This is a genomic window from Ectopseudomonas khazarica, from assembly GCF_004521985.1.
GTDB classification, from domain to species: domain Bacteria; phylum Pseudomonadota; class Gammaproteobacteria; order Pseudomonadales; family Pseudomonadaceae; genus Aquipseudomonas; species Aquipseudomonas khazarica.
In genome coordinates this window covers 13674-38865 of the sequence record NZ_SBHZ01000016.1, presented here as the reverse complement: position 1 = coordinate 38865, position 25192 = coordinate 13674, and the positions used below count along the sequence as shown (strand labels likewise).

At 63.5% G+C, this 25192-nt stretch carries 18 protein-coding genes and 1 pseudogene; 10 read left to right on the top strand and 9 right to left on the bottom strand.

Features of this window, described 5'->3' with window-relative positions:
* Positions 1-105 precede the first annotated feature (105 nt).
* The 3 genes from EPK82_RS19370 to EPK82_RS19360 all read left to right on the top strand — a co-directional run bounded on the left by EPK82_RS19370 (position 106) and on the right by EPK82_RS19360 (position 3578).
* Complete coding sequence (locus EPK82_RS19370; RefSeq protein ID WP_134677774.1) at positions 106-1347, top strand: OprD family porin; 1242 nt, start codon at positions 106-108, stop codon at positions 1345-1347.
* 59 nt (positions 1348-1406) lie between these two features.
* Positions 1407-2996: an argininosuccinate lyase gene (locus EPK82_RS19365; protein ID WP_134677719.1), complete on the top strand. Its 1590-nt coding sequence runs from the start codon at positions 1407-1409 to the stop codon at positions 2994-2996.
* A gap of 120 nt (positions 2997-3116) precedes the next feature.
* Positions 3117-3578 (top strand): hypothetical protein, encoded by a 462-nt coding sequence (locus tag EPK82_RS19360; RefSeq protein ID WP_134677718.1) that lies wholly within the window; start codon positions 3117-3119, stop codon positions 3576-3578.
* Positions 3579-3594: 16 nt separating this feature from the next.
* Here the strand turns inward: EPK82_RS19360 and EPK82_RS19355 are convergent, their stop codons facing one another.
* Complete coding sequence (locus tag EPK82_RS19355; protein WP_134677717.1) at positions 3595-4845, bottom strand: cation:dicarboxylate symporter family transporter; 1251 nt, start codon at positions 4843-4845, stop codon at positions 3595-3597.
* Positions 4846-4975: 130 nt separating this feature from the next.
* On the opposite strand from EPK82_RS19355, the gene EPK82_RS19350 reads away from it, so the two are divergent.
* Positions 4976-5893, top strand: coding sequence for a LysR family transcriptional regulator (locus EPK82_RS19350; RefSeq protein ID WP_037047036.1), 918 nt, complete (start codon positions 4976-4978; stop codon positions 5891-5893).
* 4 nt (positions 5894-5897) lie between these two features.
* Here EPK82_RS19350 and EPK82_RS19345 read toward each other — a convergent pair whose 3' ends face one another.
* The 3 genes and pseudogenes from EPK82_RS19345 to EPK82_RS19335 all read right to left on the bottom strand — a co-directional run.
* Positions 5898-6488, bottom strand: a complete 591-nt coding sequence (locus tag EPK82_RS19345) for a nucleotidyltransferase family protein (RefSeq protein ID WP_134677716.1) — start codon at positions 6486-6488, stop codon at positions 5898-5900.
* 2 nt (positions 6489-6490) lie between these two features.
* The gene (locus EPK82_RS19340; protein WP_134677715.1) at positions 6491-8689 is read right to left on the bottom strand and encodes an OsmC domain/YcaO domain-containing protein; all 2199 of its coding nucleotides are present in this window, start codon (positions 8687-8689) and stop codon (positions 6491-6493) included.
* A 124-nt stretch (positions 8690-8813) separates the two neighbouring features.
* A pseudogene (locus EPK82_RS19335) lies at positions 8814-9530 on the bottom strand (flavin reductase); the annotation flags it as partial.
* Positions 9531-9693: 163 nt separating this feature from the next.
* Here EPK82_RS19335 and EPK82_RS19330 point away from each other — a divergent pair.
* Genes EPK82_RS19330 through EPK82_RS19315 form a run of 4 tightly spaced genes read left to right on the top strand, consistent with a single transcriptional unit; the run spans position 9694 to position 16293 of the window.
* Positions 9694-11649, top strand: coding sequence for a TonB-dependent receptor domain-containing protein (locus tag EPK82_RS19330; protein WP_134677714.1), 1956 nt, complete (start codon positions 9694-9696; stop codon positions 11647-11649).
* Complete coding sequence (gene cobN / locus EPK82_RS19325) at positions 11649-15500, top strand: cobaltochelatase subunit CobN (protein ID WP_134677713.1); 3852 nt, start codon at positions 11649-11651, stop codon at positions 15498-15500. Before EPK82_RS19330 ends, cobN begins: the two co-directional genes overlap by 1 nt.
* Positions 15497-15973 carry a MotA/TolQ/ExbB proton channel family protein gene (locus EPK82_RS19320; RefSeq protein ID WP_134677712.1) on the top strand — a complete coding sequence of 159 codons (477 nt, stop codon included), beginning with the start codon at positions 15497-15499 and terminating at the stop codon, positions 15971-15973. The genes cobN and EPK82_RS19320 overlap by 4 nt, the downstream gene beginning before the upstream one ends.
* Complete coding sequence (locus EPK82_RS19315; protein ID WP_134677711.1) at positions 15973-16293, top strand: DUF2149 domain-containing protein; 321 nt, start codon at positions 15973-15975, stop codon at positions 16291-16293. The genes EPK82_RS19320 and EPK82_RS19315 overlap by 1 nt, the downstream gene beginning before the upstream one ends.
* Before the next feature lie 287 nt (positions 16294-16580).
* On the opposite strand, the gene EPK82_RS19310 is transcribed toward EPK82_RS19315, so the two are convergent.
* From EPK82_RS19310 to EPK82_RS19290, 5 genes are all read right to left on the bottom strand, one after another.
* Positions 16581-18401: an ABC transporter ATP-binding protein/permease gene (locus EPK82_RS19310; RefSeq protein ID WP_134677710.1), complete on the bottom strand. Its 1821-nt coding sequence runs from the start codon at positions 18399-18401 to the stop codon at positions 16581-16583.
* An 84-nt stretch (positions 18402-18485) separates the two neighbouring features.
* Positions 18486-19163 (bottom strand): GntR family transcriptional regulator, encoded by a 678-nt coding sequence (locus EPK82_RS19305; protein ID WP_134677709.1) that lies wholly within the window; start codon positions 19161-19163, stop codon positions 18486-18488.
* A 107-nt stretch (positions 19164-19270) separates the two neighbouring features.
* Complete coding sequence (locus tag EPK82_RS19300) at positions 19271-20563, bottom strand: aspartate aminotransferase family protein (protein WP_134677708.1); 1293 nt, start codon at positions 20561-20563, stop codon at positions 19271-19273.
* Entirely contained in the window at positions 20553-21551 is a 999-nt protein-coding gene (locus EPK82_RS19295) for a transketolase family protein (RefSeq protein ID WP_134677707.1), read from the bottom strand. Before EPK82_RS19295 ends, EPK82_RS19300 begins: the two co-directional genes overlap by 11 nt.
* A complete protein-coding gene (locus EPK82_RS19290) occupies positions 21548-22432 on the bottom strand; it encodes a transketolase (RefSeq protein WP_134677706.1) in 885 nt (294 codons plus the stop codon). Before EPK82_RS19290 ends, EPK82_RS19295 begins: the two co-directional genes overlap by 4 nt.
* Positions 22433-22583: 151 nt before the next feature.
* Between EPK82_RS19290 and EPK82_RS19285 the strand changes: the two genes are divergently transcribed.
* Together EPK82_RS19285 and EPK82_RS19280 are read left to right on the top strand one after the other, a co-directional pair.
* A complete protein-coding gene (locus EPK82_RS19285) occupies positions 22584-24020 on the top strand; it encodes an aminotransferase (RefSeq protein ID WP_341870010.1) in 1437 nt (478 codons plus the stop codon).
* The gene (locus EPK82_RS19280) at positions 24017-25120 is read left to right on the top strand and encodes an ABC transporter ATP-binding protein (RefSeq protein WP_134677704.1); all 1104 of its coding nucleotides are present in this window, start codon (positions 24017-24019) and stop codon (positions 25118-25120) included. The genes EPK82_RS19285 and EPK82_RS19280 overlap by 4 nt, the downstream gene beginning before the upstream one ends.
* The last annotated feature ends 72 nt before the right edge of the window (positions 25121-25192 follow it).

The following is a 25192-nucleotide window of genomic DNA, read 5'->3' as shown; positions in this document are numbered from 1 at the left end:
ATCATGTCGAGACTATTTATATATTTTTAATCTCTATTCGTTGTCTTTAGCATCCCCTTGCCAGTTGCCTGGTCGCTAACAAAAACAATGAATCGAGGCATGAAAATGATACGACCTACCTCGCGCCTGCCCGCACTCCTCGCAGTGGGCAGCTCCCTTGCCTTTCCCGTCGTCGCCAGCGCCGCCTTCTTCGAAGACAGCAAGGCCTCCGTCGAGTTACGCAACTTCTACATGAACCATGACTTTCGCCAGGACGGCGCCAGCCAGTCCAAGCGGGACGAGTGGGCACAAGGGTTTCTGCTCAACTATCAGTCCGGCTTCACCGAGGGGCCGATAGGCTTCGGTGTCGATGCGCTGGGCCTGCTTGGCCTGAAGCTCGACTCCGGTCCTGATCGCCAGGGTACCGGCCTGCTGCCGGTGGGCGACGACAAGGCCCCCGATGATTACAGCCAGTTGGGTTTTACCGCCAAGGCGCGCATCTCCAAGAGCACGCTGCATGTCGGTACCTTGATCCCGAAACTGCCGACGGTCCTGCCCAGTGATTCTCGTCTGCTGCCGCAGACCTTCCGGGGCGCACAGCTGCAATCCCGAGAAATCGACGGGCTGACGCTGGACGTTGGCCAACTGACGCAGAACAGCCTGCGCAACTCCAGTGCCAGTGATGACATGCTGGTCGCCGGCAAGGGCATCCGAGGTGGCCAGGCCAGCGACGAATTCAACTTCGCAGGGGCCAGCTACAAGTGGTCCAAGCAGCTGAGTACCGCCTACAACTACGGGCACCTGGAGCAGAACTACAAGCAACACATCGTCAGCCTGCGTCATCACCTGCCCATCAGGGACGGGCATTCGTTCGACAGTGACATTCGCTATGCCCGCTCCACCCATGATGGCAACAGCAACGTCGACAACACGGCCGTCGGTGCCAGGTTCACCTACAACCTCAACAGCCACTCGTTCGGTGTGGCGTATCAGAAGATGAGTGGCGATACGGGCTTTCCGCATATCGAAGGCACCAACTCCTTCCTGGTCAACTACGTGATGATCTCGGCGGATTTCGCCAGCCCCGAGGAGCGCTCCTGGCAGGTGCGTTACGACTACGACTTCACCGCGCTGGGGCTGCCTGGCCTGACCTTCATGACCCGCTACATCAGCGGCGACAACTTCGAACGCGCCGGCGGTCGTGAGGGCAAGGAGTGGGAGCGCAACACCGACATTGCCTATGTCGTGCAGAACGGCCCGCTGAAGAACTTCGGCGTCAAATGGCGGAACGGTACCTATCGCAGCAACGGCGGTAACGACATCGATCAGAACCGCCTGATCTTCAGCTACACCCTGCCGCTGTTCTGATCCCTTTTCTGCCAGATACCGGGCCCGCTGCGGCCCGGTGCATTCGCGAGGATTCATGCATGAAGACCCACAAGACCCTGTTGCACCTGGCCATCAGCGCCGCGTTGTTCCTGCCGCTCAGCCTCCAGGCCGCCAATACCGCCGACGTCCCCTGCAACACCACTGCCGAGTGTGCCGAGCAGGCCGCCAGGATCGGTGCGAGTACCGACAAACGTGCGCTGAAAGGCGGTGCCTACGAAAGCCAGTTCGCCTGGATGAACCGCATCAACAAGGCCTCCATCGTCATGCTCACCGAGGAAGGTATCGTCAGTGCCCCGCAGGGCAAGCGTATTGCCGGTGGCGTGCAGCATGTCATCGAGCAGGCAGGGCAGGCCGATGGCAAGCGCCCCAGCGATGTGTTGCAGGTCGAGAAGATCATGATCGACAAGATCGGTCCCGAGGCATCGCTGATCCATTCCGGGCGCAGTCGGCAGGACATGTACGCGACCTATCGCCTGGCGGTGCTGCGCGCCCAGGTGCTGGATTTCAGCGACGGCCTCAACAGCGTGCGCGAACGCCTGCTGAGAATCGCCGGCGACAATGTCGACACGCTGATTCCTGCCTATACCAACGGTGTGCAGGCCATGCCGATCAGCTACGCGCACTATCTGCTGGCGTTCGAAGCGGCATTCCAGCGTGACGCCCAGCGCATTCACGAACTCTACGGGCGTCTCAACCTCAGCCCGATGGGCACCGCAGTCCTGGCCAACTCGGGCTGGCCGCTCAATCGAGAGCGCCTGGCGAGCCTGCTCGGTTTCGATGGCGTACGCGAAAACTCGCTGGACTCCAGCCAGGTATCGACCTTCGACATCCCGCTGGAGGCTGCCGGTATCGCGTCCTCGTCAGCGATTCGCGTGGGCGCACTGATCGGTGACATTCATACCCAGTACCACCAGACCCGCCCCTGGTTGCTGCTCGAGGAGGGGGCAACCTATACCAGCAGCGCCATGCCGCAGAAGCGCAACCCGGGCCTGTTGATGCGCACCCGCGAGTCGGCGTCCAACGTCGTCGGACTGGCCGGCGCCACGTCGATCCGTGCGCACAATGTCACGACCGGCATGACCGACTACAAGATCGCGTTCGACGAGCTCGGCCTGTTCGAGTCGGCCACGCAGATGTTCAAGCGTCTGGATTCGGTACTCGATGCCCTGGTGATCAACCCCGAGCGTGCCCTGGAAGAACTGGACAACGATTGGACCACGTCGATGGAACTGGCCGACACCCTCGAGCGTGAGCACAAGGTGCCGTTTCGCATAGGACACAGCTTCGCCTCCATGATCGTCGGGCAGGCGCGCAAGGAAGGCTTGCTGCCGAAGACCTTTCCCTACGCGGATGCCCAGGCGCTGTTCAGCAAGGCGGCGCAGAAGTACAAGTGGCAGGAGCAGCGGTTGCCGCTGAGTGAATCCGAGTTCCGTGCCACGCTGTCGCCACGCACCATGGTGGAGACCCGCAGGGGCACGGGGGGGCCGCAACCTGCCGAGGTCAAGCGCATGCTCGCGGCGGCGCAGAAGACCCTGAAGAGCGATCAGGGCTGGATGAGCGAGCATCGCCAGCGACTGGTCGATGCGGAGCAGCGTCTGGACAAGGCGTTCGACCGCCTCGCGCGCTGATCGTCTCGGTCCGTGCGCAGGCGTCACCTGCTCCAGCTGGCGGCGCTGCTATCGATGCTCGGTAGCGGCGCCTTGTGGTACTCGGGGAGCGGCCCGGTGGAACCCAGGAGCAAGCTGTCGATGCAGTTCATGCGGCTGCGTGGCGATGGGGTTACCTTCACCATCCTGGTAGGCGCCAATGCAGATCTCTACAACCTGCCAGTCGGTCTGAGCCGGGCGGTCATCCTTTTCGGCCCGGCGCCCGACGGGGAGTCATTCCTGGCCGATGAGACACTGCTGATGGCGCCTGTCTTTCTTGAACCTGGCGACCCCAGGGTTCGCTCTGACATGCCGGCCTGGCAGACGGACGACTGGGCCAGGGGAGCGCGCTCCGGATATGCCCGCAGAGGCGTGCGCGCGTTATCGGTTGTCGATGGTCTGTTGCGCTATCTCGCAGATCATCCAGCTCTTGCCGATCTGCAGGTTGTCGACCTGGTCGGCCAGGGGGCCGGGGCCGAACTGCTGCGGCGCCATGCTGCACGCAGTGCCGGAGGTCCAGGTCGGCTCAGGCTGCGCTATCGGCTGCAGCAGGCAAGCGAATAGTCCGCGCGGCAGGCCGTCACTTCTCGTTCAGCGTCAGGGCGCTTCGCTGCTGGCGGTGCCGGCCGAGTACGCACCGAGCCTGCTCGACATTCAGCGCACCGTGGCATTTGCTGATGAACAGACAGGCCACGCAGTTGCCCAGGACATTGGTCAGCGAGCGGCACTTCATCAGGCGTTCGACGCCAATCAGGACACCCAGCAGCTCCAGCGGGGCGAACTGCAGAGCGCTCAGTGTGGCGGTCAGGATGACGAAAGCCGAGCCGGCGACGCTGGTCGCTCCCAACGAGGTGAACAGACTGACGAACAGGAGCAGCAGGAGCTGCTGAGCGCTGAGATCGGTTCCTGCCATCTGTGCGAGAAACATCATGGCCACGCTCAGGTAGAGATTCGAACCGTTGAGGTTGAAGCTGTAGCCGCCGGTCAGCAGCAGGCGTGCGACATGGCTGCTGCACCCAGCCGTTTCGAGTTTCTCGAGCAGCTTCGGCAGAGCCGCTACCGATGAGCCGGTGGCGGCGACCAGCAGCAGTTCTTCTTTGACGTGGAGGATCAGGCGCCACAGGCGCAACCCGAGCAGGCGCAGCGCAAGGCCCAGTACCAGCGCGACATACAGGAGGCTGGCCAGGTACAGGGTGGCGATGAACTTCAACAGCGGAATGGCGGCTGTCATGCCGTACTTGCCGATGGTGAAGGCGATGGCAGCGAAGGCGGCCAGTGGGGCGAAGCGCACGATGCCTCGCATCAGTCCGAAGATCAGCGAGACGCCCTGATCCAGGTATCGCTGCAGTGACGTACCCGCTCGGCCCGAGAGCCCCAGCAGGTAGCCGCAGATCAGCGCGGCAAGCAGCACCTTGAGAATCAGGCTCTGCTCGAGCGTCTGCAGCACCAGGGCGGGCAGCTGCGCAATCACGTCCGTACCGGTTTGGCTGTCGGCCGCTGTGGGTGACAGGGAGGCATCACTGCTGCCAGGCTGCAACAGCAGCGCCAACAGGATGCCGCAGCTCAGTGACAGCATGGACATCAGCTGCCAGTAGCCCAAGGTCTTCAATGCCAGTGTCGCGCTGCCAGGGTGGCCGACGAGCCTGGCGACGCTGGAGCAGAGCAGGATGAACATCACCGGCGGCGTCACCCAGGCAATGATGCCAAGAAACAGCTCGCTGAGCGGTTTCATCTGGATTGCCAGAGCTGGATCGCAGACACCGAGAATACCGCCGAGCAGGACGGCCATCAGCAGCTGAGCAATAGCGGAACGGGCAAGTCGGTGAATCATGACACTCTGTTTTTATCGTTATGGGTGTCTGCTGTGATCGCTCCAGCAGAGGCCTCATCCTACCCCATCGGTCGCGCGATTCGGTATCGTTCGGCCCTGCTGTCCACTCTGTCTCACGGTGAGTCATCTCATGGAGCTTCGTCACCTGCGCTACTTCGTCATGGTTGCCGAGGAGCGTCACTTTACCCGCGCGGCTACGCGCCTGAACATGCAGCAACCGCCGCTGAGCCAGCAGATCCGTGCGTTGGAGGCCGAGCTGGGATTCGAGCTGTTCATCCGCCATGCCAAGGGTGTCGATCTGACGGTGGGCGGCGAGGTCTTCCTGAAGGAAGCACGGGACATCCTCCAGCGGGTCCAGCAGGGTGGACTCAAGGCTGCGCGGGCCGCGCAGGGCATCGAAGGCAGCCTGAGGCTGGGGTTCACCAGCTCCGCTGCGTCGCATCCATTGATCCCGAGGATCATCCGGCGTTATCGCGAACGCTATCCAGGGGTGGACATTGCGCTGAACGAGGGCAGCGCGAAACTGCTGACCGACAACGTGCTGAGCGAGCGGGTGGATGTCGGCATCCTGCGCGCTCCCGTGGCCAGCCCTGAGGGCGTCAGCTACCACCGCCTGCTCAACGAGGAACTGGTGCTCGTCCTGCCGGTCGGGCATCGGTTGCTTGAGCGTGCTGGCGCCGTTTCGCTCAAGGACCTCGTCGACGAGCCATTGATCCTGGTGCGTCGTCCCGGTGCGCCGGGGATGTACGCCAATTTCCTGCAGGCGTGCCGCAGTGCCGGGTTCGAGCCGCAGGTGGCGTTCGAGGTGGAGCGCATGCTGACCAATGTCAGCCTGGTGGCCGCCGGCGCCGGCGTGTCAGTGGTGCCTGCGTCGATGCGCGGTTTTCACGAGCACAGCGTGGCGTATCGCTCGATTCGTGATGCCAGGCCTCGTCTGGTCGCGCCGATCACCCTGGTCTGCCGTGAACTGCACCAGTCGCCGCAGGTCGTCAATTTCATTGCCCTGGCCCGTGAGCTGGGCGCGGAGTACCGCAAGGAAGCGCACTGAAGGTTCAGTGTGGCGGCAGCTGTTGCCAGTCTTCGCGGGTATCGACGTCCTGCAGCACGCCGGGGTCGTCCAGCTCGACGATCTGCACGGCCTCGGCGTTGCGCTGCAGCACCCTGCGTGCGCCGGCATCGCCGCTCAGCGCGGCAAGCTGTGGCCAGAAGTCGCGGCCGATCAGTACCGGGTGGCCGCGGCTGCCGCGATGGCTGGGTTGCACGATGCTGCTCGCGCTGGCCTGCGCCAGCAGGGCATCCAGGCTGTCCCGTCGGATCAGCGGCATGTCGGCGAGAAAGATCGCCACGGCCTGCGCGGACGATTCGGCCTGCAGTCGCGCGATGCCGGCCGCCAGGCTGTGGCCCATGCCTTGGGTCGTGCTCGGGTGCTGCACCAGTCTGACGCGATCGGACAGGCCCAGCTGCGCCACGGCTTCGTCCGGGCGCAGCACCAGCCAGACCTCGTCCAGCCGGGCGCAGGGCAGGGCGAGGCTGGCGGCGAGCAGCGAGCGGCCGTCGGCGAGCAGCTGGCGACGCTTGTCGCTGCCGAAGCGGCGGCTGTAGCCGGCCGCCAGCATCAGCGCCGCGACGCGTTCGGCGCGCATGCTCAGCCGGCCAGCCCGGCCGCCCTGGCGCGAGCGGCGTGCAGCTTCTTGTAGCTGTCGATCAGGCGCAGGTGCTTGTCCAGCCCTTCGAGCTGCATGCTGGTCGGGGTCAGGCCATGGAAACGCACGCTGCCCTGCACCGAGCCGATCACCGCATCCATGCGTTCGCTGCCGAACATGCGGCGCAGGTTGTGCTCGTAGTCGGCCAGTTCCAGTTCGTCGTCCAGCTGGATCTCCAGCACGGCATTGACGGCCTGGTAGAACAGCCCACGTTCGACTGTGTTGTCGTTGTATTGCAGGAACATCTCCACCAGTTCCTTGGCATCGTCGTACTTGTTCAGCGCCAGGCTGATCAGCAGCTTCAGTTCGAGAATGGTCAGCTGGCCCCAGACCGTGTTGTCGTCGAACTCGATGCCGATCAGCGTGCTGATGTCGGTGTAGTCGTCGACCTCACTGTTGTTGAGGTTGCGCAGCAGCGACTTGAGTTCGCGATCGCTCAGGGCATGCAGGTTGAGGATGTCCTTGCGGAACAGCAGCGCCTTGTTGGTGTTGTCCCAGATCAGGTCTTCCACCGGGTAGATTTCCGAATAGCCCGGCACCAGGATGCGACAGGCGTTGGCGCCGAGGTCGTCGTAGGTGGCCATGTAGACCTCCTTGCCCAGGTCTTCGAGGATGCCGAACAGGGTGGCGGCTTCCTGTTCGTTGGACTCCGAGCCTTCGCCGGAGAAGTCCCACTCGACGAACTCGAAGTCGCTCCTGGCGCTGAAAAAGCGCCAGGACACCACGCCGCTGGAGTCGATGAAGTGCTCGACGAAGTTGTTCGGTTCGGTCAGTGCCAGGCTGTCGAAGGTTGGCTGCGGCAGGTCGTTCAGCCCCTCGAAGCTGCGCCCCTGCAGCAGCTCGGTGAGGCTGCGCTCCAGCGCCACTTCCAGGCTCGGGTGGGCGCCGAAGGAGGCGAACACGCCACCGGTGCGCGGGTTCATCAGGGTCACGCACATCACCGGGAACTCGCCGCCCAGGGAGGCGTCCTTGACCAGCACCGGGAAGCCTTGTTCTTCGAGGCCCTGGATGCCGGCGACGATGCCCGGGTACTTGGCCAGCACCTCCTGCGGCACGTCCGGCAGGGCCAGTTCGTTCTCCAGGATCTCGCGCTTGACCGCGCGCTCGAAGATTTCCGACAGGCACTGCACCTGCGCTTCGGCCAGGGTGTTGCCGGCGCTCATGCCGTTGGACAGGTACAGGTTCTCGATCAGGTTGGACGGGAAGTACACCGTCTCGCCGTCGCTCTGGCGCACGAAGGGCAGCGAGCAGATGCCGCGTGCGCTGTTGCCCGAGTTGGTGTCGAACAGGTGCGAGCCGCGCAGCTCGCCATCCGGGTTGTAGATGGCCAGGCAGTGCTCGTCGAGGATCTCGGCCGGCAGTGCATCCTTAGGCCCCGGCTTGAACCAGCGCTCGTCGGGGTAGTGGACGAACGCGGCATTGGCGATGTCCTCGCCCCAGAACTGGTCGTTGTAGAAGAAGTTGCAGTTGAGCCGTTCGATGAACTCGCCCAGCGCCGACGCCAGGGCACTCTCCTTGCTCGCGCCCTTGCCGTTGGTGAAGCACAGGTTCGACTGCGCATCACGGATATGCAGCGACCAGACGTTGGGCACGATGTTGCGCCAGGAGGCGATCTCGATCTTCATCCCCAGGTCGGCGAGGATGCCCGACATGTTGGCGATGGTCTGTTCCAGCGGCAGGTCCTTGCCCGGAATGTAGGTCGTGCTGTCGGACACCGGCATCAGCAGCGCCTGGGCGTCCGCGTCGAGGTTGTCGACTTCCTCGATGATGAACTCGGGGCCCTGCTGCACCACCTTCTTCACCGTGCAGCGGTCGATGGAGCGCAGGATGCCCTGGCGGTCCTTCTCGGAAATGTCGGCCGGCAGCTCGACCTGGATCTTGAAGATCTGCGCGTAGCGGTTCTCCGGGTCGACGATGTTGTTCTGCGACAGGCGGATGTGCTCGGTGGGGATGTCCCGCGTCTGGCAGTACAGCTTGACGAAATAGGCCGCGCACAGCGCCGAGGAGGCGAGGAAGTAGTCGAACGGTCCCGGCGCCGAGCCGTCGCCCTTGTAGCGGATCGGCTGATCGGCGATCACCGTGAAGTCATCGAACTTGGCTTCGAGGCGAAGGTTGTCGAGAAAGTTGACCTTGATTTCCATGGGGCAGCACCAGCGAGCGAAACGAAATGGCCGCCATTATCCGGGTTTTCCGGGGGAAGTCTGTATCGGCGAGCGGATGGTTCGATGCGCGGTGCATGCGCGATGGGCAGTAAAGCCCCTGGCCTCAGCGAGGCCCCCAGAGATCGGGCACGCCACAGTCGGTGCTGGCGATCAGGCGCTTGAGCAGTACCTTCAGCGCCTCGACGTCGCTGCTGCCCAGGCGCGAGGAGACCTCCTCCTCGACCGCCTTGGCCAGGGCTATTTCCTCCAGCGAGCACTCCCGACCCTTGGCCGTCAGCACGTACAGCGTCTCAGCGCCCTTGCGTTCGCTCGCGATGAGCCCCTGGCGCTCGAGAAACAGCAGCGTCGTGGTCTGCACAGGCTTGCCGGTGTAGGAGACGAAGGCGTTGAGCTCATCCAGGCTCAGGCCGTCGCGGATGCACAGTACCGACAGCACGAAGAAGGCATGCTCGTCGAGCTGTCGTGACGGCAGCTGACGACGCAGCGCGTGCAGCAGTTGATAGTGCGAGCGGCCGAGCAGGTAGCCGAGCAGGTCCTCGGTGTAGCTGCACTCCGGTGGTGGCTCGCAGCCCAGGCGCAGCTCTTCAGGTGGCTTGCGCGTGGTCAGGGCGTACTGGCCGCGCTGGAAGGCCAGCGGGGCACGCTCGCTGTGATCGAAGGCGAGCACCTCCCCGACGAAGATCACATGATCGCCGCCTTCGTACTGGAAGGCGGTGCGGCACTGGAAGCGCGCGGTGCAGTCCTGCAGCAGGGGGGCGTTGCTGAGGCCGTTATCCAGGCGGACACCGGCGAACTTGTCTTCACCCTGGCGGGCGGAGCGTGGAGCATGGTGGGCGCGGTTGGATTGACTGAGTAATTTTTGACCTCAATAATGTTATGAAATAACATTTCATTTTATTGGGCTGCATCTACGGCCTTCTGCCTCACCCTGTCTCACAACAATCGCCACTCAGATCGCAGATCTGCCCGTTGGAAGGATCGCCATGCCAGTCTTGAAGATGCGTCGCTTTGCGCCGCGCCGTTCTTTGTCGTTGCTTGCATTCAGCTTTTTACCGCTTGGCGGTCAGGCCGAGGTGCTGATGCTGGAACCAACGGTGGTCAGCGCCACCAGTACCAAGCGTGCGCTGAAGGATGTGCCGGCCAGTGTCGCTGTCATCACTGCTGAGGATCTGAGCAGGCGCCCCGTGCGAGATCTCAAGGACGCACTGCGTGGAAGCGAAGGCTTGCAGTTCAACGGCATCGGTATGAGTCGCCGGGGGATCAGCATTCGCGGCATGTCCAGCGAGCACACCCTGGTGCTCATCGACGGCAAGCGCATCAGTCCATCAGCCGGAGCCATTGCCCACTCCGATTTCGACCTGGGCTGGGTGCCGGTCGAGGCCATCGAACGCATCGAGGTGGTACGTGGGCCGATGTCTTCACTCTACGGTTCCGAAGCGCTGGGTGGCGTGGTCAACGTGATCACGCGCAAGGCGACCGACACCTGGCTGGGTAGTGGTTTCGTCGAGGGGGGCGTTCGTGAGGATGGCCTGGGTGGGCAAACGCACCAGGCGGGAGGGTACGTCAGCGGCCCCCTGTTGCCGGGTGTGCTGGGGCTGGCACTCAATGCCGAGAGCCAGCGTCAGCAGGAAACGCCAGACTTCGACAGTCGCAATCTTTCCGAACTGGAAGGTCGTAACGGCAACAGCGGCGGTGCAACGCTGAGCTGGACGCCGGACGACGCGCAGCGCATCGACTTCGGATACGAAAGCGGACGCGAGCGGCGTTGGCGCAATAGCGAAACGGGTGGTGGCGCATCGAGGGACTACGAGTCCACTGACATCATCGAACGGGAACGCTGGTCGTTGGTGCATTCTGGCGATTGGCTGTGGGGCAGCAGTCAGTTGCGTGCCTATCGCAATCAGCTGGAGCGCAAGAACTCCCGCAGTGGCGGGGTAGCCCCCAGCGGCCCGCAGCGTCTGACCGACAGCGTGGTGGACGGCAATCTGAGTGTGCCGTTGCTCGATATGCATCGGGTGACCCTTGGTGGCGAGTGGCGCAAGGAGGAGCTGGAGGATCGTTCGGTCAACGCTCGGGGCGAGGATGAGGCACTGCATCGCGCGGTCTTCCTGCAGGACGAGATCGCTTTCAGTCCCGCTTGGTCGCTGACACTGGGCAGCCGCTTCGACAAGCACGAGCAGTTCGGCTGGGAGAACAGCCCGCGTGTCTACCTGCTGCACCATCTCGACGATCATCTGACTCTGCGCGCTGGCGTCGGCAAAGGCTTCAAGGCACCAAGCCTGAAACAGTTGTCGCCGGGCTACTCTGCCGTCGGCGGCGGCGGTCGATTCACCATCGTCGGCAACCCCGATCTGCAGCCGGAAACCAATACGTCCTATGAGCTGGGCGCGGATTACCAGGCACGGGGCTGGTCGCTGAGCGGCATGCTCTTCGAGAATGACGTGGAGGATCTGATCCAGACGGTCTGCGTAGCCAGCTGCGGTGTGCGTGGGCGTGAGCTGCGTAACTACGAGAACGTGGACAAGGCCCGTATCCGCGGTGTCGAGTTGGGCGCAGGGGTGGATCTGAGCAGCACGCTGAGCTGGAAGCTCAATTACACCTACCTGGATGCGCGCAACCGCACGCTCGGGCAGCGCCTGGGAGACCGTTCCCGACATCTTGCCAACAGCGTGCTGCAATGGCAGCCGACGTCCACCTTCGAGGCTCAGTTGCGCACCGAGTACATTGGAAGCCAGCTGACCTACAGCAGCAACGTGGCCTACTCGCTGCCGGCCTACAGCCTGTGGCATCTGGAAATGAGCCAGAAGCTGAGCAGTAACCTGACGCTGCGCGGCGGTATCGAGAACATCGGTGACGAACGCCTGGCGGATCAGAGTGAGCGCTTCGTCTATGCCGAGCCCGGGCGCACCTATCACGTCGGCCTGGTTGCCACGTTCTGATGCGCGGCCTGATCCTTCTGCTCTGCTGCCTGAGCTGGAGCCTGCAGGCCGCTGCCGAGCCTGCACAGGTACGCATGCTCAGCAGCGACTTCGTGCTGGCCGGCAAGCATGCGCGTCTCGCTGCCTGGGCGAAGCAGCGGGGCGTAGAATTTTCCAGCCTGCGCAGTGGTGCCGAACAGGCACCTGATGGCGAGTGGCTGGCGGCGGTCGATCTGCTGATCATGGACACGCCGCGTCCGTCCGACCTGCAGGCAGTGCAGCAGCGTTTGGGCGACGTACTGGAACGTTTGCCCGTGCCCTGGATTCGCGTCGGTGGCGGTCCGCCGGCCTATGGCAACCTGCCGCCGCCGCTGGCGATGCGCCTGATCGGCTACTACGGCAATGGGGGCGAGACCAACCTCAAACAACTGTTCACGCTGACTCAGCGCAGGAAGGCGGGTCTGCCTTTCGATGATTTACCGGCTCCTGTCGAACTGCCGAAAACCGGTTTCTATCATCCTGATGCGCCGTCGCCATTCGCCACGCTCGATGACTATCTCGAGTGGGGGCGTGAACGCTGGCAGCCAACCGCGCCACGGGTGGCGTTCGCCATTCACCGCGGTGCCATTGCCGATGCCCAGTTGCAGGCCATCGACGAGCTCATCGAACGCAGCGAACGACATGGGCAGTTGCCGCTGCTGTTCTGGTTCGATGATGCCAACCCGCATGCGCTTGTTGAGCTATTCGCCACTGCCGACCTGCAGGCGTTGGTGAATCTCCAGCACATGCAGAACGGTCCGGCGCGAAAGCAGGAGTTCCTGCTGCTCGGTGTGCCGGTGCTGCAGACATTCGCTCATCGCGGCGGTAGCGAGCAGCAGTGGCAGGCTCAGACCAGTGGCATGGAGGCACGCGCGGCGTCGGCCTTTCTCAGCGTTCCGGAAAGCTGGGGCATGAGTGATCCGCTGGTGATCAGTGCACTGGAGGAGGGGGAACCGAGGCTCATGCCCGGTCAGGCCGAAGCGCTGCTCGGCAAGCTGGATCGGCTGATTCGCCTGCGTCAGTTGCCAGCGCAGGACAAACGACTCGCGCTGATGTTCTGGAATCACCCGGACGGTGAACGGAACGTCGCTGCGTCTCACCTCAACGTGCCCGCCAGCCTGGCCGCGTTGAGTGCGGCCCTGAACCGTGCGGGATACGAGGTGCCCGCGACATCGGAGGCCGATCTGATCGATGCCGCTCAACGCCTGCTGGCGGGTTACTACCGCCCGGAAACCCTGGATGAACTGCTGCGCGAGGGGCTGGCCGACACGCTGCCATTGAAGGATTACCAGGCCTGGTTCGCGCGCCTGCCGCTGGCGACGCGCGATGCGCTGACCGCCCGTTGGGGCGAGCCGGTGCAACACTGGGCGCTGCGCGAGGTCGATGGCGTCATGCAGTTCGTGATCCCGGCCTTGCACCTGGGCAAGTTGCTGCTTTTACCCCAGCCACCGAGAGCGGGGCGGCCAGGCGAGGCCTACCACGACAGCAAGGTGCCGCCGGACCATCTCTACATGGCGGCTTACCAGCTGGTGCGCGAGCGCTTCGGCGCCGATGCGCTGATCCACTTCGGCACGCACGGTACACAGGAGTGGCTGCCAGGAAAGGATCGCGGCTTGTCCGCCGATGATTATCCCTTTCTCGCCGTCGGCGACCTGCCGGTCTTCTATCCCTATATCCAGGACAACATCGGCGAGGCCATTCAGGCCAGGCGCAGGGGGCGTGCCGTCACCATCAGCCATCAGACGCCGGCCTTCGCACCGGCCGGCCTCTATGACGAGCTGCGCGATCTGCACCAGACGATCCACGAATACCAACAGCTGGACGAAGGCGCCGTACGCGAGCAAACCGCCGAGCAGATATGGACGGCGGTCGTGGCCATGGACATGCAGGCCGACCTGGGTTGGGATGAGGCGTCGATGCGTGCGGATTTCCCGGCATTCTTCGCCGTCCTGCATGATCACCTGCACGAACTTGCACGCGGCGCCACGCCGCTTGGGTTACATACCTTCGGTGAGCCGGCATCGGCCGAACATCGGCTGAGCACGGTAATGCAGCAGCTGGGTAAGGCGTACTACCAGGCGCTGGGGCTCGACCCCGACGAGGTATTCGCCAGCGACTACCGTGAACTGCAGAACTCACTGCCTTACCGAACCCTGCAGCGTTATCTCAGGGATGGCGTGGCCGCGGAGACGATCGAGTCTGCCGAACTGCGTGAGCTGATCGACAGGGGCATCGAACTGGATCGACAGCTTGCCGATACGCAGGAACTGGAAGCACTGTTGGCAGGACTGTCCGGCGCTTTCGTCGAGCCGGGGGCGGGCGGCGACCCGGTCCGCAATCCCGATGTGCCGAGTGGCCGCAACCTCTATGCCTTCGAGGCTGACAAGGTGCCGACACGGGCGGCCTATGCGGCGGGGGAGGAGGCGTTGGCGCAGCTGATCGGCCAGTACCGCGCGGACCATGAGGGGCAGGCGCCGCAGAAGCTGGCGTTCAGCCTGTGGTCGTCGGAGGCGTTGAGGCACCTGGGCATCGTCGAGAGCCAGGTGCTGCATGCCATGGGCCTTCGCCCGGTGTGGGATGACGGTGGCCGGGTAGTGGCGCTGGATATCATTCCCGCCGGCGAACTGGGACGACCACGTATCGACGCCGTCTTGCAGGTCACCAGCCTGTACCGGGATCAGTTCGACGGCTTCATGCGCCTGCTCGCAGATGCAGCAGATCGTCTGGCTGAGCTGGACGAGCCTGGGAATGTCATCGCCGCGAACAGCCGGGCGCTGGCCGTGCGCTTGCAGGCGCAGGGTGTGTCCGCCGAACAGGCACAGCAGCTGTCACGTTTGCGCGTGTTCGGCAACGAACCGGGCGACTATGGTACCGGCGTTTCCAAGCTGGCCCTGGACTCGACGAAATGGGATGACGATGCGGCGCTCGGCCAGCAGTTTTTGCAGCGCCTGCAATATGGGTACGGTGCGCAAGCCTGGGGTGTGAAGCTGGAGGGCGGCAATCTGTTCGCCGAGCAGCTCAAGGGGGTTGAGGCCGCCGTGATGTCACGTTCGTCCGAACTCAATGGGCTGCTGTCCACCGATCACCCCTTCGAGTTTCTCGGTGGTCTCTCGGCTGCGGTGCGGCATCTCGATGGCCGCAGTCCGGTGCTGTACATAGCCGATCTGCGCAAGAGCGAGCGCATCACGGGCGCCGCCCGGTTCCTCGCGACCGAGCTGCGTGGTCGCTACCTGAACCCGCAGTGGATCGGTGAGATGCAGAAGGAGGGCTACGCCGGCACGCTGGAGATGCTCAACCTGGTGAATAACCTGTGGGGCTGGCAGGCCACCGATCGCACCATGGTGCGTGATGATCAGTGGCAGGCGATTCATGACACCTACGTCATGGACAAGCGCGAGCTTGGTCTCGACGCCTGGTTCGAGCAGCACAACCCAACGGCTCAGGCTCAACTCATCGAGCGCATGCTCGAGGCCATCCGCAAAGGCTACTGGGATGCCAGCGAGCAGACCCGCCGCGAGCTGGTCGAGCGCCGTCAGCAGTTGGCAAGTACAGAGGCGGGTGAGGTTGGGGAAGCGCTTACCCGGCAGTTCAGCGAACAGCTGGCCGCAGGTTTCGGCTTGCACAGCCCTGGCCAGAACACTCCGTCGTCGAATGCAGGGGCTGCCGCTCAGGTTGTCAGCGGTCAGGTGCTCGAGGAGGTGATGCCCGCCCAGGGCGATGAGCAATCTCGGTGGCTGTTGTGGCTCGGCTTCGCCCTGCTGTTTGCCTGCTTCATGGCCGGTGCCATTCGGCAGGGTCTTACAAATTCTCGAATGACGGAACCTGCGTTATGAACGGTCTAGAAACCAGCATCTACGAAATCACCCGGCTTTTCCTCGTTCCCGTCATGCTCTTGATCCTGGCGTCGCTGGCTTATGCCTGCTTTGCTCTGGGCGCTTTCGCGCTGGAAGCCTGGCAACGTCACCGTGCTCGCTACCAGTCGAGGCTGGCCAGGTGGTACGAGCAACATGGCGGCAGCAGCGATGATCTTGAACTCTGGATCATGAAGCAACTGGAGTGGCTGCGGATCACCTCGCGCAGTGCACCGATGCTTGGCCTAGTGGCCACCATGATTCCGATGGGGCCTGCACTACTGGCGCTGACCCGCAACGACGCTCAGGGCATTGGCGAGAACATGGTGGTGGCGTTCTCCTCGGTGATCGTCGCCCTGCTCAGCGCCAGCATCACCTTCTTCATCCTTACCGTTCGCCGTCGTTGGCTGCTGCAGGAACTTCGTAGCATCGAGCGTGCGTGGGAGCAGGCCTGATGCGCTTTCTCGAACATGACGAGGCGGACGATCCGATCATCTCGATGGTCAACCTGATCGACCTGTTTCTGGTCGTTATAGGTATCCTGCTGGTGGTCATCGTGCAGAACCCGCTCAATCCCTTCAGCCAGGACAAGGTCGTGGTCATCGAAAACCCCGGTGAGGCCGACATGCGCATGCTGGTCAAAGATGGCGAGGAGCTTAAGCGCTACGAATCCAATGGCAGTATCGGCGAAGGGCAGGGCACCAAGGCCGGTGTGACCTATCGCCTGGCAGACGGTCGGATGATCTATGTGCCAGAGCAGGAGAGAGCCGAGTAGACGGCTGTCCCACGGGGTATGCAGGCTTGCGCTGCTTGAGCTGTCAGCCCGGGTCGGTCGGCGGTTGTGTCGTTGATGAGTGGGCCGGCCATGGGCTCCTCGCCACGACGGTTCGGCGACAGGCCGGGGCGTGGTCCGCCTGCCTCTGGCTCACCCGCTTTCAAGGCGCTCGTCAGGCTACGAGGGGGCAGCGCCCCAGCGTAGCCTGCACCGTCGATGCGGGCACTGGCTTCCTGCTGCATGCAGGTACGGGCTGATCGGCCAATGGCATGCCTGCACCCGCGTACTCAACTCAAGGCAGGCGGCTCGTGCGCAGCCTGCTCGGTCAGCGACCAGGCTCCTTGTCCGTCCAGTTCCAGGCGGTGCGTATGGAACCTGGACAGGGTGGCGCGGTGGCCGACGCTGACCAGCACGCTGTCGCTCATCTCGCGGCGCAGCAGCGAATAGAGGGCATGCTCCAGGCCTTCGTCCATGGCCGAGGTGGATTCGTCGAGGAACACGATGTGCGGCCGGTTGACCAGTACGCGAGCGAAGGCCAGGCGTTGCTGTTCACCGATCGAGAGAATGCGCGACCAATCGTTGCTCAGGTCCAGTCGATCTGTCAGGTGGGCCAGATTGACCTGGCGCAGGGCCTGCTGCAGGCGCTCGTCGTCTCCGGGCAGGCTGCTGGCGGGGTAGGCAATGGCGCTGCGCAGGTCGCCCAGCGGCAGGTAGGGACGCTGGGCAAGGAACAGCGCGTCGCTGCCCGCGGGGCAGTGCACCTCACCCTCGGCGTAGGGCCACAGGCCGGCCAGGGCGCGCAGCAGGGTAGTCTTGCCGCTGCCGGATGGGCCCTTGATCAGCAGGGCCTGGCCGGGTCGCAGGTTGAGATTCAGGTCCTGCAACAGGTGATGGCCGTCGGGGCGCTGCACCTGCATGCCGACGATGTCCAGCGCCTCGCTCTGGGCGATTCGCGTCACGCTTGGCAGCTCGCGCGATTGCTGGTTGGCGTCGAGGAAGCCGGTGAGACGGTCGAGGGTGGCGCGATACTGGGCGAAGGTGTCATAGGAGGAGCGGAAGAATGACAGCGAGTCCTGCACCTGGCCGAAGGCCTGGGAAGTCTGCATCACGTCGCCCAGCTTGATCGCGCCGCTGAAGAAGCGCGGTGCCTGCAGGATGAAGGGGAAGACCACTGCCACCTGGCTCACGGCGAGGTTGAAGCCGTCGAACTTCAGACTCCGGTAGACCAGTGCCCAGACATTGCCGATGAGTGCCGAGAAGCGGCCGAGCAGGGTGCCACGCTCGATGGCCGAGCCCTGGTAGAAGGCTACGTTCTCCGCGTACTCGCGCAGGCGCATCAGGGCGTAGCGGAAGTTCGCGGTCAGCTTCTCGTTGAGGAAGTTCAGGCGGATCAGCGGCCGACCGAGGCGGAAGGCGATCCAGGTGGCGATGATCACGTAGATATAGACGGCGAACACCATCGCCCGGGGGATTTCCACGCCGGCGACGCTGAGTGGCGCCGACAGGCCCCAGAGAATGCCGGTGAAGGCGACCAGCGATACCAGTGCGCTGACGGCACCGAGGCTGAGGCTCACCGAGTAGTTGACGAAGGCATTTACATCCAGCTCGATGCGCTGATCGGGGTTATCCACCGGGGTGTCGAGGAACTGCCCGCGATAGTAGGCGTCGCCGTTCATCCAGTCGGCGGTGAGGCGCTCGGTGAGCCAGATCCGCCAGCGGATGCTGAAGGCCTGGGTCACGTAGTAGTTGAACAGGGCACGCAGAACATGGATGGTCGCCAGGACCGCGAAGACGCCGAGGAGAAACCAGAACGCCTTCTGATCCAGGGCCTGCAGCGCGCTGTAGAAGCCGTTGTACCAGAATGAGAAGAGCACGTTCATGCGCACCGCGAACAGCGCCAGTACCAACAGCACGGCGAACACCAGCAAGGGTTTCCAGCTGTTTCGCGGGCTCAGGTAGGGGCCGGCTATCTGCCAGAACTGACGACCCCAGCGGGTCCAGCGAATGGCCAGGGCCGAGGCTCCGGCGAACACGATGAAGGTGACGACAGCCGCCACTGCAAGCCAACTCAGGCTCTCTTGCAGGGCCTGACTCCAATCCATATCCATAAGGTAGATCCGTGAGGATGAGAATGAGATGTCTCAGGCCCAGGGCGTGGGCTGGACAGGTGCCGGGTCACATGGACGGGCGGGTTAACGCTGTTCGGTCCTTTCGCGGCCGTCGATGAATTCGATGATGCTGTCGCTGGCTCCCAGGATGTCGTCCGCGATTGCCTTGCGCGCCTTGGCGGGCTTCTTCTCGCGCAGGGCGTCCATGAGCGTCAGATGAGCACTGGCGCCGAGGTAGGTGTTGTGCCCCTTGCTGTAGAACAGATTCAAGATAGGTCCCATGGAAACCCACAGCCCCTCGATCTGCGCGGTCAGCATCTCCATGCCGGACAGCCGGTACAGCGTGAAATGAAATTCTCGGTTGTACTGCATGGCGGCGACGGCATCGTTCTGCTGCTCGGCCTCTTCGAATCTGGCGTGCAGCGTTTCCAGCGTTGCCAGGCTCTCGGCTGTGACGTGGCGGGTCGCCAACTCGGCGGCCAGGCCTTCCAGGGCAATGCGGATGGTGCGAACCTCGATATAGCGACTCAGCGTCAGCGTGGGCACGATAGCGAAGCGGCCTGAGCGCAGTTCCAGGCCGCGCTCGCTGACCAGACGCAGGCATGCCTCGCGCACGGGCGTCACGCTCGTGCCCAGGCGCTCGGCAAGATCCTGCATGACCAGACGCTCACCAGGCTTGAAGTTGCCGGCAATCAGCCCTTCGCGAATCGAGTAGTACGCCCGGGCCGACAAATTTCCTTGTTCCAGCGGTTGAATCTGCACGTCTGACTCCATTGATCCATAAATGGTGCATTTCGCACCATTTATAAAATATAACCTATTGCCAGATGATTTATCCGCCGTCGGCGTCCTGCCTGAGCGATGCCACGTCAGCGACGCAGGCTGCGCAGATTGTCCTCGATCAGCCCCAGCGTATCGTCAACGATTTCCCGGGTGTGGCTGGCCGACAGGTACAGGCGTTTCAGCTGCAGGGGCTGGAAGATCTGCCGCTGTTCGATGAGGCGCCGGCGCAGCGCCAGATCCAGCTCGTCATCGTTGGCGAGCAGGTCGCGATACTGGCGGTACGGCCCGCTGAAGAAATACAGCAGCCACACGGAGCCGAATCCGGCGCTCTGGGCCTCGATGCCCAGTCGTTCGATGATCCCGTCCAGCTGACTGCGCAGGTAATCACCCAGGGCGAACAAGCGCTCGTAGACACCTTGCTGCGAAAGTGCGTCGATTGTCGCCAGTACGGCCGCCAGTGTGGAGGGCGTGCCGTTGAACGTCCCGCCCATGAACACGCCACGTTCGCCACTGCGGCCGACGCGTTCGAGGAGATCCCGGCGTCCGGCCACGAAGCCGACCGGATAGCCGGACGAGGCTGCCTTGCCGAAGGTCGCCAGATCCGGTGTGACACCGATCAGTGCCTGATAGCCCCCGAGGGCATGGCGAAAACCGGTGATCACCTCGTCAAAGATCAGGATCACCCCATGTTCGCTGCTGAGCAGCCGCAGTGTCTGGAGGAACTCCCGCGTAGCGGTGACCGCGCCCATGTTGTGCGCGATCGGCTCGACGATGATGGCCGCGACCTGGCCGGGGTTGGCCTTGAGGTAGTGCTCCACGGCGTCGGCATCGTTGTACGGAAGAATGACGGTATGGCGTGCCGCATCGAACAGTATGCCGTCCGACATGGGGTCGTAGCCGTCCAGCTTTTCCGCGGCACTCTGGCCATTCATGGCGACATAGTCATGCCAGCCGTGATACCCACCCTGGAACTTGATGATCCGCTGCGCCCCGGTCACCGCGCGCGCCAGGCGCAGGGCATGGTAGGTCGCCTCGGACCCGCTGTTGCAGAAGGCGACCTGCTCCGCACAGGGAATCAGGCGCACCAGCGCCTCGGCGGCTTCCACTTCCAGGTCGATGATTCCGGCACCAATCAGGTCTATGCGCTGACTGACTTCGAAGACCCGGTCGCGAATGGACGCGATACCGTGGCCCAGCACATGAGCGCCGAAACCGCAGTGATAGTCGGTGTAGCGCTGGCCGTTGGCGTCGTACAGGTACGCACCCTCGGCACGCACGAAGGCATAGGGTTGTCCCAGCTTGCGACTGGGGCTGAGGTGCCCGCCCGGCAGGACCTGCCGGGCGCGTTCGCTCAGTGCGACATTGAGATCAACGCTCATGCTTGCCCCCTTTGGCCAGTGCCTCGCGCGCGACGGCCTCAATTCCGGCCGCATCGAGCCGGTAGTGCCGGTACAGGTGGGTAGGCGGTGCGATCAGGCTGTATTCGTCATAGATCCCATGGCGTACCAGGCGGGTACCCTGGCCGACATCGGCGAGCACTTCCGCGACAGCCCCGCCAAGGCCGCCCAGCACGTTGTGCTCCTCGACCGTGATCAACAATGGGCACTGACGCGCGGCGTGCAGCACGGCCTCGCGATCGAGCGGCTTGATGGTGTGCATGTCGATTACCCCGACCGCAAGCCCGCTGGCGCGCAAGGCTTCGGCCGCTGCCAGTGTGGGATGCAGCATGCTGCCCGTGGCAATCAGCGTCAGGTCGTGCCCCTGGGCATGGACGATGGCCTTGCCGAACTCGAAGACGACGTCGTCCGCATAGACATTCGGCTCCTGCCCTCGGCCAATGCGGAAGTAGATGGGCTGTGGATGATGGATCGATGCGCGAATCGCGGCGGCCAGCTGCGGACCATCAGCCGGCGCGACCACCGTGAGGTCGGCAATGCCACGGGTGATCGCCAGGTCCTCTGTGGCGTGGTGCGAGGTGCCGTAGAACCCGAGGCTGATGCCGGCGTGGTGGCCGATCAGTCGCACCGGCAGCGCCGAGTAGGCCACGTCCATGCGGATCTGCTCGCAGCACAGCAGCGCCAGGAACGAGGCGAACGTGGCCACGAAGGGCATGCTGCCAGTAGTGGCGATCCCCGCTGCGGCGGTGACCATGTTCTGCTCGGAGATACCAAACTGAATGAACAGCTCCGGGTGCTTTTCGGCGAACCGATTCAAACCGTTGGAATACTGCAGGTCGGCGGTGCCCACCGCGATCTTGTGGCCGGCGGCGACGAGATCGATCAGGCCGTTGGAGAGGTAGTTCAAACCGGGGGCACGGGCATTGATCTGACGGTACTGCCAGCTGTCCGGGCTTACTGGAGCGTTCATTGCACACCTCCTCGGGCTTTGATTTCTTCGATGGCCAGGCGCTCGTCCTCTTCTGCGAGCCAGCCGAGATGCCAGCCCGGCTCGGTTTCCATGTACTCGACGCCCTTGCCCTTCACGGTCTTGGCAATCACGCATACCGGCTTCTCGCGTTGCTCATCCGCTTTCAGCTGGCGCAGCAGGCGGGCGACAGCGGCGACGTCGTGACCATCCACTTCGTGCACCTCCCAGCCGAAGGCCCGCCATTTGTCACCTAGCGGCTCGATGCCAATGATGTCGTCGACCTTGCCGTCGAGCTGATAGCCATTGCGATCGATGATCGCGATCAGGTTGGAGGTCTTGTAGTGCGCTGCAGCCATTGCGGCTTCCCACACCTGGCCTTCGTGCATCTCGCCATCGCCCAGCAGCACGTAGACGTCGAATGCCTGGTCTTGCAGGCGTGCGCCCATGGCCATGCCAAAACCGCCAGACAGTGCGTGACCGATGGAACCGGAGCTGAAATCCACGCCCGCCACCTTGCGCATGTCCGGGTGATCACCCAGCGGATTGCCCAGGCGGGTGTAGCCATCCAGCACGGATTTATCGAAGAACCCCCAGTCGACCAGGATCGGGTACAGGCCGACTGCGGCGTGCCCCTTGCCCATCAGGAATCGGTCTCGCCCGTCCCACTTGGGCTCGCCATGGCGCAGGCGCATGGCGTCGTAGTACAGCGCGGCAAAGATCTCCGCGCAGGAAAAGACCGATGTGTAGTGGCCGACCTTGGCAATCGAGATCAGCCGCACTGTTTCGAGACGCACGAACTGCGCGCGCTCCTGGAGGTAGGCGATCTGTTCTGGGATCAGGTCCGGTGGGGGCGCTGTGTGAGCGGAAGGCGCAATCGGCATGGCTGCAGTTCCTGGTTGTTGTTGTGGGGACGGTCGGTTAACGACGTTCTTCAAATAACTTATAAGATATATCTTGCATGAACAAGCGGTGGGTTGTACTTTTTTCCACAGCGGGACAGCCAGGCCAAGCAGGTCGAGTCCTGCGCCGGATATGCAATGCATAATTTATAAGTTATCTGTTAGCGTGGAGATCACTGCGATGCCGTCACTGCACACGCCCCCGACAAGCACCATTGCCCAGGTCGACAGGCGCTATCACTTGCACTCGCAAACCAACATGCGCCGGCACCAGCGGCAGGGACCGCTGGTGATCGAGCGAGGAGACGGGGTGCATGTGATCGATGAGCATGGCCAGGCATACATCGAAGGGATGTCGGGCCTGTGGTGTGCGAGCCTGGGTTTTTCCAACCGGCGTCTGGCCGGCGCCGCACAGCGCCAGCTGGAGACGCTGCCCTACTACCACACCTTCAACCATCGGGTGCCGGCGGTGACTGCGCGCCTGGCCGAGCGCATCTGCGAGCTGGCGAAGATGCCCGAGGCGAAGGTGTTCTTTGCCTGCTCCGGCTCCGAAGCCAACGATTCGATGATCAAGATGGCCTGGGCCTACCACCGGGCCAGGGGCAATCCGCAGAAGCGCAAGGTGATCGCTCACCAGAGAGGCTTCCATGGTTCCACTGTCATGGGTGCGTCCCTGTCCGGTTTGCCCAACATGCACGCGGCCTTTGGCCTGCCGCTTGACGGGGTGATCCATGTCGATTGCCCGCACCATTACCGCAATGTACAAACGGGTGAGTCCGAGGCCGAGTTCTGTGCGCGCCTGGTCAACCAGCTGGAGAAGCGCATCGAGGCCGAGGGGCCTCAGAACATTGCCGCTTTCATCAGTGAACCCATCATGGGCGCGGGGGGCGTCATCGTTCCGCCGGCGGGCTACTTCGCCGCAGTCCAGGCGCTGCTGGCACGCCATGACATCCTCATGCTGGCCGATGAAATCATCTGCGGCTTCGGCCGGACGGGGCAGTGGTTCGGGCACCAGACGATGGGCTTCACGCCTGACCTGATGGCCTGTGCCAAGAGCCTGTCCGCAGGCTACCAGCCGATTTCCTGTGTGCTCGTCAGCGCGGCGGTCTATGCCGTGCTGGAGGAGCAGAGCAGTGAGCTGGATGGCTTCGGCCATGGCTTCACCTACTCGGGACATCCGGTCGCGGCAGCCGTCGCGCTGGAAGCGCTGGACATCTATCGCGAGATGAACGTGCCACTGCATACGGCCGCGATGGGACGCGAGCTGCATCAGTGCCTTTCGCCCCTGCTCGACCACCCGCTGATCGGCGAGATACGCGGTATCGGCCTGGTCGCCGGGCTGGAGCTGGTCGAGGACAAAGCCTCGCGGGCGTCATTCCCGGCCCGTCTGGCCATCGGCGCGCAGGTCGAGCTCGCCGCTCGCCGGCATGGCCTGATCGTTCGCAACATGGGGGACGCCATCGCCCTGGCGCCGCCCTACATCATCGACGCGGAGCAGATCCGCGAAATGGTTGCGCGCCTGCGCGCCGCGCTCGATGAGGTCTACCACGCCAACGGACAACGCCCATGAACAGTGTCTCGCAGTTCCCTGATCAGTCGCCGCTGATCGAGCTATGCCACGTGCAGAAGAGCTACGACGGCAAGAACCTGGTCATCCAGGACCTCAATCTGAGCATCGCGCAGGGCGAGTTCCTGACGCTGCTCGGTGCGTCAGGCTCAGGAAAGACCACCACGTTGATGATGCTGGCCGGCTTCGAAACGCCAACCCGTGGCGAGATCCGCATGGGCGGCAAACCGATCCAGAACGTCCCGGCCCACCAGCGCGGCATGGGCATGGTGTTCCAGAACTACGCGTTGTTCCCGCACATGAGCGTCGCTGAAAACCTGGCCTATCCGCTGAAGATGCGGGGCCTTGGCCGCAGCGAGATCGAGCAGAAGGTAAAGCGCGCCATCGACATGGTGCAGTTGCACGGGATGCAGGCTCGCCGTCCTGCCGAGCTCTCCGGCGGCCAGCAGCAGCGTGTGGCACTGGCCCGCGCCATGGTTTTCGAGCCACAGGTCATCCTGATGGATGAACCCCTGGGGGCGTTGGACAAGAACCTGCGTGAGCACATGCAGTACGAGATCAAGCAACTGCACCGGCATCTGGGGGTGACCGTGGTCTACGTCACCCACGACCAGGGCGAAGCACTGACCATGTCGGACCGTGTCGCCGTCTTCCATCAGGGGGACATCGCCCAGATCGGCGACCCGACTTCGCTCTATGAGCGTCCGGAAAATCCTTATGTCGCCACCTTCATCGGTGAAAACAACGTGCTGCGAGGCCGACCGCTGGAGCGCCAGGGCGCTCAGCTCGACGTCGCCCTGGAGGCCGGTTTCGTCGTGCGCGGCATGGCGGCTGGAGCGCCTCAGGCGCTCACCCAGCGGGTCGATCTGCTGATCCGTCCCGAGAACATCCGCCTGTGTCACGGCGACGAATCGCGTTACCAGGCAACGCTCGCCGATCGTGTCTACCTGGGGGATCACCTGCGCGTGCACCTCAGGTTGGCCAATGGCGAAACGGTGATCGTCAAGACCCCGAACGACGCGGCGGTCAGGGCACTGCGTGATGGTCAGCGCATCGGCTTCACCTGGAGGCCGCAGGACGCCCACATCTTCGCGGCAAGCTGAGAAATCCACACCCGGTTACACCGCACCACCCGAAGCACCACCCACCTACAACAACAAGAGGGTTATCGCATG